The following is an 11,594-nucleotide window of genomic DNA, read 5'->3' on the forward strand; positions in this document are numbered from 1 at the left end:
CGAGGAATACTTGGATTCCCAGAAGCCCTTGGATGACACCAATTGGTTTGGACGCGCGGCTGATGCCTGTGAACACCTGTCAGATTGTGTCGTCAACGAGAGTGGCTGGACGAAAAAGGGCGTTTCCGTTGCCGCTGGTAAGCTTGCTGGCGCTGCCGTGCCCGCCTCGCTTTTCTCGGTTGCTGCACTTGTTGGAACAGCTTCAACCGGGACAGCAATTGGCAGCCTGAGTGGGGCAGCGTTCGTCTCAAGCGCTTTGGCGTGGATTGGTGGCACGGTGGCAATGGGAACATTGGTTGTGGGTGGCGCTGCCGTTGCAGGAGCAGTCGCTGCGCCGTTTGCAGTCAAACCACTCGCCAACAAGTACCTTTTGGGCCAAACGCGCCACATCGACGAATTGTCTCAGTCAGAAAAGCAACTTGTCGATGCGTGTAGTGCGTTGGCTTTAGGGTTGCGGCAGGCAGAAAGGGGAGAGCTGGCACTCAGCGCAAAAGAGGCTGCGGCCCTGAACGAAGACGCGCTTGCSCCGCTTGTTGAGAAAGCGTCCGAAGTGCTGCTGGTCTCACAAGAATGGCCAATCATGCAGCGCCGTTGGTWTAGAAATGCTTTCACCGAACTGAGCTTTGTGCGTGGCTTCGCCAAACATACATCAACGTCAACTGAACCGCTGATAGTTGGTGTTGGCTCGGCACTAATTTTCAATCTGTTGTCCGACGGTCCGCACGAGTTCACTCTGGCGGAACAAGACATGCTAGACGCCATTCGGCGTTCATCCAATGAACTGTCTGAAATGACCAACGAAGAGATTGCCGAACACGTTCAGGCGTTCTCACCCGCTCAGCTACAGGGCTTCAAAAACAACGTAAAAGGCATCGCGCACGAATTACAATTCGCAAGAGCGGAAAACAGCGATGGCGACGAGTTCCGCGTGGAATTGTTTGAAGCGACCAACCATCCCGGAGCAGACGTTCAAATCATCAATACAGAAACAGGCGAAATTAGAGAATTCCAACTTAAGGCCACGTCGTATGGGGCCTATGTCGAAGCACATTTTGAGAAGTACGAAGATACGCCCGCGATGGTCACATCAGAGGTCGCCGAGAARCATGGTTTTGCGTCGACTGAAATTTCCAACGAACAGCTATCTCACGATTTCGACAGCGCGACTGAAAARCTGACTTCRGGCGCAGAACCGGAAATTCTGGACACAGTTGCCTTTGCGGGAATTGTGTCGCTGGCCAGAAATGTGCGAGTGCTTCTGAACGGCGATGCCATGAGTGAAGAGGCGCGCAAGACCGCCGTAAAACGCAGTATGCAAGCGGGCCTCATTGCAGGAATTACAGAACTAATAGTGTAAGCATTGGACCCAAACACTGTCCGTCGTCAGAGTTTTTGGAACCAATGGCGACCTAAACTAAGAGAGAGTTTGGCTCATCTGGTTGGTTTGATTATGCGGCGCGTTTTCTGTGTTGCAAGCGGCGCGCTTCGAGCGTCTTTCGTTTGATCCTTTCCCTCTGTTTTAGAATGGCTTTGTCACGCCCGAAGTAGACGTCGGCGGGTGTGACGTTGTTAATGCTCTCGTGATAGCGCTGATGATTGTAGTGATCGACGAAGGCTTCGATCTGGGCTTCGAGGTCGCCGGGCAGGAAGTAGTTTTCCAGAAAGATCCGGTTCTTCAATGTTTGATGCCAACGCTCGATCTTACCTTGGGTTTGCGGATGATAGCTGAGGTGCTCAGCTTGCTGCATAAGCGAACGTCGACCGCTTTGAAGAAGTTATGCCCCACGACCGCGCTCATCTAGTGATCGGTTCGGCGCGAAAGGGGGCGATGTCACTGTACCAGCATCGAGCGGTTTTTCCCGCATCTCTGTCAGCGAAGAAACACGCTGGGAACGGCTGATTTTGGTCATTTTATCTCTCCAGAGCTGTGCAGCTTGGCTCACCTAAATCTCCACGAAACCATCCTCTTCTAACTTGCATTTGCCGGTAATTCTGCCGGCCAACAACAAGAGCCTTAGGGGCCGGAGTACGTGCAGTGACAAGAGAACAAGATGCTCTAACGCACCTTCATTTTGATCGTTTTCCGCCCCTTAAGGCGAAGAGCAGTCAAATTGAAAAAGAATACACATTTCGAGGAAAACCGGACCGCCAAGTTCACAATATTAGAAGCAGGCACAGGTCTCATTCAAACCAAAAGATTTCACAAAGAAGGCGTAGATAGCTCAAGCCGCGCGAAGACTTTTGTTCATCAAGAACGCCAGGTTTCCTGTTTTGAAGACCTGCATTCCTTAATCATTAAGCTATCCAATTCAGCCTGCAAGGTGGTGGTGGCCGGAACCGTTAAAGACGAGTTTCGTCTGAAAAACAAAATCCGGCGCCTTGCAAATCCAAGGCATGGTGAGGCTCCAACTCTCGAAGATCTTGGCTGTGGCTGGCTAAACTTCGATATCGATGAAGTTGAGCGACCAGATCATTTGAGCTGGCGAGATCCGCAGGCCCTGGCCGAATGGACATGGGACGAGGCATGTCGACGGTTGCCACCTTTGAAGAATGTCTCAGTCGTTTGGCAGGCCTCCTCCAGCGCGGGAACAGCGGGCAAAGAGCTCTTTGCTAAGTTTCATTTCTATTGCCTCGCTGATCGCCCGCTATTCGCTCATGAAAGGCAACACCTGTTCAAACTGGCCGGCAGCGACACAAGCCTCGCTCGGATCGCCCAACCCAACTATATTGCAACCCCAGTTTTCGACGGGGTTCTCGATCCTTTGGAAGGCCTTCCCAGGATAGGGATCATAAGGAAAGACAAAGAAAGCCTGAACACGAGTTCGATTGCTTTCCCTGAAGAAGCCAAGGGACGCAAAAGGAAGACAAAGCAAGGAAATCCTTCCAAACCCTTGCCTTTGAAAGCCTATCCTTCTTCGGCGAAGACCATCACTTCGAAGCGTGGGGAAGTTCAGCTTTCGAAATCCTGTGCAAAGCTTGGCAGGGGAGGACACGGGAATACCACGATCTACAATGAAGCGCTTCTCATCGGTGGCTTTGTCAGTGCTGGCGAAATCAATGAATGGGAAGCTCACGAAAGGCTTCTGAAGGCGGCCAGCCAAACTGGACACGACAGATACCAGGAAGCCTTAAGAAACGGGTTTCGGGATGGCCTTGCGCGCCCAATAGTTGAGGCTTCAGGTGCTGAGGGACCAGGTCCTTTTTACCCGCATAGTTCGATCCCTCGGGACCAAGCCATCTCAATGCATGCCGAAACAATCGAAAGCTGGGGAAACGAAGCTTTGGCATTTCTTTGCAAGCAAAGCCAAGGCATGTCTTGGCAAGAAAATGATGGCCCACCGCGTGTTTTGCTTTCTGGAGCCCAAGGGATCGGCAAAACCTCCGCCTTGGTTGGACGCAATGGGCAGCCTGGCTTTCTACATCGCACCGAAGGCTTGGTGTCATTGATGCTTTTGCCGGATCACGAAAAGGTAATTGAGGCCTTCGACGACTATCAGAAAAATGCAACCGCATCGGCTCCGCCGACAATTGCCTTAAAGGGGCGTAATCGACGCGATCCAGAGGCCGACAACGACACCGTCAAGATGTGTAGGGTCTATCCAACGGCGAGGAAGTTATCTGATCTTGGTTTCTCGATCCGATCCACATTGTGCAAGAAGTGCCCGTTTCGAACGGATTGCGGCTATCTGCGTCAGGAAGCTGAGATCAAATTGCATCTGAAGGCCAAAACGGGGTTAGTGATCTTTGCCCCGCATGAATACGGTCATCTTCCTTTGCCAGCGGAAGCCTTACCGGATCTCACCGTGTTTGATGAGCGCCCCCGCGATTTTGGGGTGGAGGAAGTCCATGTATCGCTCGTTGAGCTGACCGCAACTCTTATGTCGCCTGCAAAAAATTGGAAGCAACGAGTCGTCGAGATTGGGGATGCGCTTTTGTTGCAAGATCAGGCGATCTTTCCCGTGAAGTCAGCCTTGCTGGCCATGGCTGGAGATGCTCCGGGAATTCAAATGGATCGGCTGAGAGAAATGGGCGTCACGTCTGAGCTTTTGAGAGCCGCCATCAAGCATCTCGAAGAGCTGAAAACCGGCAATACAAACCGGGCTCTGAAGCCGTTGTTCTCATGTAAAGATGACGTCATCAATGAGACCCAGCTTGGCATCATCGGCAGTCGTCTCAAAAGCTGTAAAGCCAGTCATGCCAGACGCCTTCAGACGCTCTGCGAATGCCTGTTGGTTGATATGGAGAACAATTTAGCCACCTCCAGCGCTGTGTTCGTGCATCTGGACCAATCGCGTCCTGCGCAGCATCAGGCTGGTTTTTCTGCTGTCCGCTTGCGCGACCTGAAGAATGTCGCCCACCGTCCCTTTCTTTATTTGGATGGGACAGCAAATGCAGATATGTCACGTCTCCTATTGGGCTCGGATCTGGAAACCCGTCACTACCCGGTCGCGCGAAACGCAAAGGTCACGCAGGTCGTTGGATGTAATTTTTCAAAACGCCGGTTGAGCTTGGCCGCACAGGAAAAGCAGACCCTGACGGCAAAGATTAGAGACGAGAACGATACCTTACGTGGATACGTCAACGGGGTGATTGCGCGCCACCCGGAAGCGGCGGTCTTTGGCACCAAGGATGTGATTGCTTCCTTGGATTTTGACCGACTTGGACGGGCGGGCCATTTTGGTAAACTGAGAGGGCAGAACCGATGGGAGCAGTTTGACCAGGCCATCGTCATCGGGCGGGAGCAGCCTGGGTATTTGGATGTAGAACGGATCGCCAGAGCCTATGCCTCAGCAGCGAGAGAAGAGTTCCAGTCCGGCGACTATGTTAAACAACGCCGCGGTATTAGGATGAGAAACGGCAGCCACGAAATGGATGTGTTCGCTCATCGTGATCCTTGGGGCGACCGCGTTCTGCAACAGATACGTGAAGCTGAGATCGAACAGGCGATGGATCGTGTCAGACTAATCCACAATTCGGAACGCAAAGAGGTCTTCTTGATGTCACCCGTGGTCGCAAATGTAACGGTTGATAGGATCGTTGAATGGCGGGACTTCAAGAAGGGAGGCAGCAATGTTGACAAGGCCATTGCAAAACACGGGCTGTTATTCCTGTCGCCAACCGATTGCGCCAAGCATTTGCCGGAGATCTGGCGTTCGAAACAAGCCGCCCAGAACGACCTAAAACGCGCGAAGCTACTGTCAAAAGAGCCATATAGAGATATTCTATATGGGGAACTTGACGGTAAGAGCCCCCCTCTATTGGTTGAGTTTTGGCCGGCGGTCGAAAAAGGACGACGGTCCCGCAAGAAACAGGCTTTGGTCTTTGCGCCAGTTTATCAGGTGCGAGAGAAGTTGGAGCAGTTTGTGAATATCTCGGAGTTCCGTGTTCTCAGCTTGTAGGAACCGCAAGAAACCGCCATCGTTGCCCAGAAGAACCACCTCAGACGGTCAGCCTTCGGGAGAAAATTGAATGTTCAAATATGCCCCGGGGGGTGATGTCGGACCTCTCGAGCACTGGCCCTTTGACAATCCCGCAAGCGATTATCAGATCAGAGAAGGATCTCCGCAGGCATCGGGGCGCATGGATGCCGGCGGGCCAGGCCATACCACGCGCACGGGCATCTGGCGTTGCACCAAGGGCATTTTTGAATGTACCGAGCAGGGCGATGAGTTGATGACCGTCCTGTCTGGACGGTGTCGGCTGACCAACAAGGCCAACGGCCATACTCAGGAGTTGGCTCCTGGAGATAGTCTCTTTGTGCGCGATGGCAGCCGTGTTGTTTGGGACATCGGTGAAGAGGTGACGAAGGTTTTCTTCGGGCACAAGTCTGATGGGTTCTGAGGGCCGCAGCCTAGTATGATCGCGTTCGCCGGCACTCCAATGAGCACTCTGCCGGCCCCAAGGAATGCGGCTCATCGGCGGATCAGCCTAATTTACGATGGCCCGTTTTCAAACGTTTTTGGCCGATCCTGGAAAGCAGATCGGGTCACCTATGCTACCTAGGTGTCAAGTAAGTGCGGTTCTTAGGATCGGGCGACGTCTATTCGATGCGAAGAGGTTAATGTGATGGTCGATTTTAAATTTGTTCATACGTCAGATTTGCATTTGGGAAGTGGCTTTGGAACGATGCCAGAGGAATTGCGAGGTCGGTTGATTGAGGCCCGCCATGAAGTATTGTCGCGCTTGGTACAATCGGCTCGAGACCATGGCGCGCAACATATTCTGGTCGCTGGCGATACATTCGACACAACTGGGCCGAGCGCCGGTGTGCGCCGCCAGGCGGCGACAAAGATGTCGGCGGATAGTGATGTGCATTGGTGGATCATTCCTGGCAACCACGACTCTCTAGCCGCGGAAGAGCTATGGCGGCTATTTGAGGAAGAGACGGGGCCGAATGTTCATGTCCTTCGTGAGTCCGAACCAGTCGAAATCGCAGAGGGCGTCTGGTTGCTGCCTTCCCCATGGCCCCGGCAGTTTCCTGGCTTTGATCTGACTGCCTGGATGACCGACGCCGCGACGCCCGAGAATGCATTGCGCATTGGACTCGCACATGGCGGAATAACTGATTTTGGCGATAACTACGACGCATCTACTTTGATCCCACCGAACCGAGCTGAGAGTGCACAGCTGGATTACCTGGCGTTGGGTGACTGGCACGGTATGGTCGATGTGAACCCACGAACTCAGTTTTCCGGAACACCGGAAAGAGACTCGTACCGACATGACGGGCGCGGCTCATGCCACTTAGTGACGATTGCAGGCCCAGGGGCTGTGCCATCAATCAAACGACAGGAAACTGGACGGTTCTATTGGAGCGCCAAACAATTGAATCTGTCACCCAACATGGACGTAGTGAGTGCTTTCCAAGAATTGCTTGATCCTGAAACGGAACAGCGCCGAGACCAATTATTGCGGATCGAAGCCGAAGGCTACCTGCATATGGAAGAGCGTGCAGCGCTTGAGGATGCGGCTTCTAAGGTAGCACCAGATTTCGGGAGATTTGTATTTCTCGATAGTAAACTTGCCACCGAGTACCAGGCCGATGATCTGGACCTTATCGCAACTGGGGGCGCGCTCCGGGTTGCCGCTGAGGAATTACAAGTTGAAGCAGAAGGTCATGGAGTGTCGGAGCAAGATGCCCGCCTCGCGCAGGCGGCGCTGAACCGACTGTGGTCTCTGGTTCGGGAGGGCTGAGTTATGATGATTACGTCCATATCTTTACGCAATGTGCGCCGGTTCGTGGAACCGGTGACCATCGACAAAATCGGCCCCGGGCTAAACGTGCTTTCGGCTCCCAATGAAAGCGGAAAATCGACGTTCTTCGATGCGTTACAAGCCGGTTTTTTTGAAAGCCATCGGTCGCAAAACCAGCGGATAAAGGGGCTCACCCCCAGAGTCGGTGGAGATCCGGAGGTGACGATCCGTTTCGATCTCGATGGTGCCTCTTGGGAACTGTTCAAACGGTGGAGTTCTTCTGGCAAGCGCAAGCAAGCGAGCCTTAAGAAAGACGGGGTCTTGATCGCGCAAGGCGAGCAGGCGGAAGATACTCTGGCCAATATGGTCGCTGCGCCAAAAGAGGGAGGCCCGGCTGCCTTGCTTTGGGTTCGGCAAGGCGTTGTCGAAGTGTCGAGTGATAGCGCAGAAAATACCGCCCGCCAGGATATCATGAAACTGGTCACCGGTGAGGTGGAGTCCATGACGGTTGGGCGGCGAATGGACAGAGCGCTAAAGGCTTGTGATGAGGTTTTGAAGGCGAATGTGACTACAACCGGAAAGCCTAAAACCGGCGGGCCGTTGCAACGGGCGTCGGAAACGGTCACCGACCTCACAGGCCAGCGTGACGATGCGCTGGAGCGGGTAACTGCGTTGGAAGAAGCGCTAAGACGTCGTCGCTCTGTGAACTCGGAACTGGCAGAGCTTCGGGACGAAGAAGAGACCACAGCACAATTGGGTCGTTTGAAAGAGGCCGAAAAGCGCTTCTCTGAAGCGGAAAAACAGGACGCGGATGTGCAGCTTTCGCAGAGTCGAGTTGATGCGTTGGAGGCCAAGGAGTCCCGAGCGCGGGAGAAGGTCGAAAAGTTGCGGTTGGACTTTGAAGGGCTGGTTCGAGCCCAAAGTTCTGTCAGAAGCACCGCCGAACGCACAAAGAAGGCACAGGGAGCATTTGACAAGGCGCGGGGCCGTCGGGAACTAGCCAAGGTGGCCCAGAATAAGGCTCAGGCGGCCTACAACTCGGCGGCAGAACAGTTGAAGTCGGTAATGCGGGCCGAAGCGTCAGCCGGCGCTGTCGCGCGTCGCGAAGAACTAATGCGCCAGACTGCTGATGCGGAGAAACTTCGCGCTGAAATCGAAACGTTGAAAGCCGAAATTGGGCAGGAAATATCATCCACTGCGTTGGAGCAATTGGACGGGTACGCAGCTGCGCTCACAGTGGCAGAACGGGCGCGAGAATCCGCGGCGCCGATTTTGCGCATCAATTATGATGCGACAGGAATGGGCAAAGTACGACGTGGTGGAGAAGCCGTAGAGGGTGACCGAGATTACCCAATCACTGAAGTGACCGGTCTTCAGATCTCGGGTGTCGGTCATATGTCGATAAAGCCCAATGACGGTGCTGGAGATGGTGGTGTCGATGCTGCCCAAAAGACTCTGGACCAAGCTTTGGACCGAACCGGATACTCTTCCATAGAGGCGGCACGCGCCTCAGCTCAGACCAGGGTAGCAAAGAACGAACAACTTCGGACAAAGGAAGCGGAGTTCAAAGCGATTGCGCCGAAAGGAGTCGAACAGTTGCGCGCAGCTTTGGCGGAGCTGCCGGCGGTCATCGAAAAAGATGTAGACTTGCCGACACGCGCCGATGCGGAGAAAGCTGAAGCAGAGACCCAAAGGAGGTTGGACGCGGCCAGTTTAGACGTTAGCGCCGCGGCAGAGGCTTTCGAAACTCTCCGGGAAGCTCTGGAAGTGGATCAACGAAAGGCGGCATCTGCCGAAGCGCATTTACAAGCGGCCCAAACAGCGTTGTCTGACGTAAAGGACCCTGAGGCGGAAATTGCCAGTCAAAATGTGACGTTGCAAATGCTCGTCGAAGAGTTGACCAAGGCGCGGTCTGATTTGGCCACTTTGCGGGATGTAGTCATCGATCTCGAAGCTGCAAAGGTAGCTGTTGCTCGCGCCAAAAGTGTTATCGAGAACAGTCGAACACTCGGTGAGAAACTGGAACGAGAACTTGCTGGACTGACTGAACGCATCCGACTGTCCAGTTCGGATGCGCCGGACGAGGAACTCGCGTTCTTAAATGGTCAGTTGGAAGCTGCCGAGACGCGATTGACCGAAATTGAGTTCGATGTGGAGGTGAACCAACGCCTGAAAGCAGCATTAGATGCTGCTCGCAAAGCGGCCTTGGAGGCCCATGTCAAACCGGTATCGGAAGAATTGCAACCGCTGTTAAGGATGCTTTGGCCGGACGCGGAACCCGACATCGACGCTGAGAGCGGCACGATAACCCGGATCACTCGAAGCAGCGTGGAAGAGGACTTCGAGGTGCTTTCAGGTGGTACGCGAGAACAAATTTCCCTGATGGTGCGACTGGCATTCGCAAACATCCTTGCCAAGCAGGGGCGGTCGGCGCCACTCATCCTCGATGACGCGATAGTTTACACAGATGACGACCGCATTGAGCAGATGTTCAACGCATTGACCCTTAGGTCGAGCGGCTTGCAAATCATTGTGTTGTCTTGCCGCCAACGGGCCTTTCGGGGATTGGGGGGTGACTTGCTGTCGATCAATCGCGTGGATGACGCAGCGTGAAGCATGACTGAGAGGAAACAGAGGGCAATTACCTAGGCTAAGAATTGCCAGTTGCGCTCGTTTCGTTGACTGATCAGAAGACGCATTTGGGTGGTCAATAGCGGACACTTATTTTCAGCGCTGTGAATGACTGCATGGAGCCCAATCCGGAAGTGGTCTTTCGCAATTACTCGCAATTGCAGCAATGCGAACGCCAAAATTATTAGCCGCTCCGCAGCAAGAAAAGCGGTCGTTCATGCAGAGCGCAGCGTGATTTGCGACATCTACTTCCGCTCTGCGGACAATGCAGCCTTTCGCTGCGGGGCGGCGCCACAAGATCAGATGAGCAACTACTGTGCGGGAACCATGCCTCTGCACCTTTTGAGTATATGTTCTACAGTTTGTGTTTGTTGTAGCCCATCACAAAAAAACGGGGCCCGAAATCGAGCCCCGTTCCTAAAAGATGTAGTTTTCTTAAAGCGGTTTGCGGCGTCCGAAGAAACCAAGTCCGGCTAAACCAGCAATCAATAAAAACCCTGCTGCTGGAAGGGGTACAGGAGTTGCGCTTACGGTCACACTCGCGCGAAATCCGCCCGGGCCAGGGTTCCTATTTGGCTCGTTGACCCATCCATTCGTTATCTCAAACACCAACTCATTCAATCCTGCCATAAATGGCGGAACACCATCAGCAGCTACGACATGCAGATCGCTAAAAGAGCCAGTGCCAAAAGGAAGCGAAGCAATTACATTCCCATTCAAAGACGCGGTACCATAGTTGTCGGTCGCCCATAGGCCGTCCAACACAGCAGAGGTCGCGTCAAACCCCGTCAGATCAAATTCCCACGAAAAGGTGTATGTGGTTTCAACCAAGTCGGCGTCGCCATCCCAAACCCATTGAGATGTGGCATCGTTGTCTACCCATGCGCCAGGGAGCGGCGTGCCAGGGAGCGACTCAACATCCGTCATTGTACCGCTATCCATGACAAAGCCACCGATAGAAGAGCTACCTGTAGCTGCGGAGTCTACTGTTGCTGCATGAGCGCTCAATGCAGTACACATTGATACCGCCATTGCGCCTAAAAAAGAACCAAATTTCACAATACTTTCCTACCACTTATGAAACTTGATAAAACGGTATCAAACGCACCTTCTATTTGCAACACCTTGCAAAACAGCGATTGTGGTGCCGATGTCCGACTGCTCTGGCAAACACATTTGGCTTATTCGGCAAGGGCCAACTCCAAGGCCTTCCCGCGGATAATGCTGAAGAAAAGAGCCGAAGTTCACCGGCGAACGACCCAAAGAGGCGTGCAGTTGCAAGGTAGAACTGACTCAACGAAGAGCTAAGAACCATTGCAGGCAAGTACCATGTCTTTCGACGACCGCTCTGGGCTTGTCTTATGCTTTCCTTATCGATCTGCAAAGATTGAGCCACTGCCGGCCAAGCCATTTATGGCTGGCAGTGGTGGCGGCTGGATCGCTTTGGGCTTGGTCGTGAGGGACCGTTTTCGAGTATGGTCAGCCGCCGTCTTCGCATGAGGCCTGAACGGATACGCAAGCTGGATTTTTCATGGGCTTGCATGACAAGCATAGGACATGACGATGATGACAGATGATAGCATAGGCATTGATATTTCGAAGGACTTTCTGGAAGCGCATCGGTTAAGCGATGGAGGCACAGCGCGCTTTCCCAATGCACCTACCGGTTTCCGTGCCCTCTCAGCATGGTTGGGCGCGGACATACCTGCTCGTGTCGTATTTGAGGCCACTGGTCCGTATCACAGACGTCTTGAACGCGCACTTTCTCG

Annotated in this window: 6 protein-coding genes and 2 pseudogenes; 6 read left to right on the forward strand and 2 right to left on the reverse strand. The window is 53.5% G+C overall.

Features of this window, described 5'->3' with window-relative positions:
* The first annotated feature begins 28 nt into the window (after positions 1-28).
* Positions 29-1,357, forward strand: coding sequence for a hypothetical protein (locus tag DHN60_RS05835; protein WP_159089128.1), 1,329 nt, complete (start codon positions 29-31; stop codon positions 1,355-1,357).
* A gap of 91 nt (positions 1,358-1,448) precedes the next feature.
* Here DHN60_RS05835 and DHN60_RS05840 read toward each other — a convergent pair.
* Positions 1,449-1,721, reverse strand: a pseudogene (locus DHN60_RS05840) (integrase core domain-containing protein); the annotation flags it as partial.
* A 390-nt stretch (positions 1,722-2,111) separates the two neighbouring features.
* Here DHN60_RS05840 and DHN60_RS05845 point away from each other — a divergent pair.
* The 4 genes from DHN60_RS05845 to DHN60_RS05860 all read left to right on the forward strand — a co-directional run bounded on the left by DHN60_RS05845 (position 2,112) and on the right by DHN60_RS05860 (position 9,807).
* Positions 2,112-5,399 carry a hypothetical protein gene (locus DHN60_RS05845; RefSeq protein WP_108836321.1) on the forward strand — a complete coding sequence of 1,096 codons (3,288 nt, stop codon included), beginning with the start codon at positions 2,112-2,114 and terminating at the stop codon, positions 5,397-5,399.
* Positions 5,400-5,469: 70 nt separating this feature from the next.
* Positions 5,470-5,841, forward strand: a complete 372-nt coding sequence (locus DHN60_RS05850; protein ID WP_108836322.1) for a cupin domain-containing protein — start codon at positions 5,470-5,472, stop codon at positions 5,839-5,841.
* A 225-nt stretch (positions 5,842-6,066) separates the two neighbouring features.
* Positions 6,067-7,194: a metallophosphoesterase gene (locus tag DHN60_RS05855; RefSeq protein ID WP_108836323.1), complete on the forward strand. Its 1,128-nt coding sequence runs from the start codon at positions 6,067-6,069 to the stop codon at positions 7,192-7,194.
* A gap of 3 nt (positions 7,195-7,197) precedes the next feature.
* Positions 7,198-9,807, forward strand: coding sequence for an AAA family ATPase (locus DHN60_RS05860; RefSeq protein ID WP_108836324.1), 2,610 nt, complete (start codon positions 7,198-7,200; stop codon positions 9,805-9,807).
* Between the two features lie 453 nt (positions 9,808-10,260).
* On the opposite strand, the gene DHN60_RS05865 is transcribed toward DHN60_RS05860, so the two are convergent.
* Positions 10,261-10,884 (reverse strand): VPLPA-CTERM sorting domain-containing protein, encoded by a 624-nt coding sequence (locus DHN60_RS05865; RefSeq protein WP_234423536.1) that lies wholly within the window; start codon positions 10,882-10,884, stop codon positions 10,261-10,263.
* 498 nt (positions 10,885-11,382) lie between these two features.
* Here DHN60_RS05865 and DHN60_RS22235 point away from each other — a divergent pair.
* Positions 11,383-11,594: pseudogene (locus DHN60_RS22235) on the forward strand (IS110 family transposase); the annotation flags it as partial.

Source organism: Tateyamaria sp. Alg231-49, from assembly GCF_900143535.1.
Lineage (GTDB): Bacteria > Pseudomonadota > Alphaproteobacteria > Rhodobacterales > Rhodobacteraceae > Tateyamaria.

Excerpts from the sequence above, each read along its gene's own strand:
- DHN60_RS05850 (WP_108836322.1), top strand. The coding sequence starts at position 5,470 with ATGTTCAAATATGCCCCGGGGGGTGATGTCGGACCTCTCGAGCACTGG.
- DHN60_RS05855 (WP_108836323.1), top strand. The coding sequence starts at position 6,067 with ATGGTCGATTTTAAATTTGTTCATACGTCAGATTTGCATTTGGGAAGT.
- DHN60_RS05860 (WP_108836324.1), top strand. The coding sequence starts at position 7,198 with ATGATGATTACGTCCATATCTTTACGCAATGTGCGCCGGTTCGTGGAA.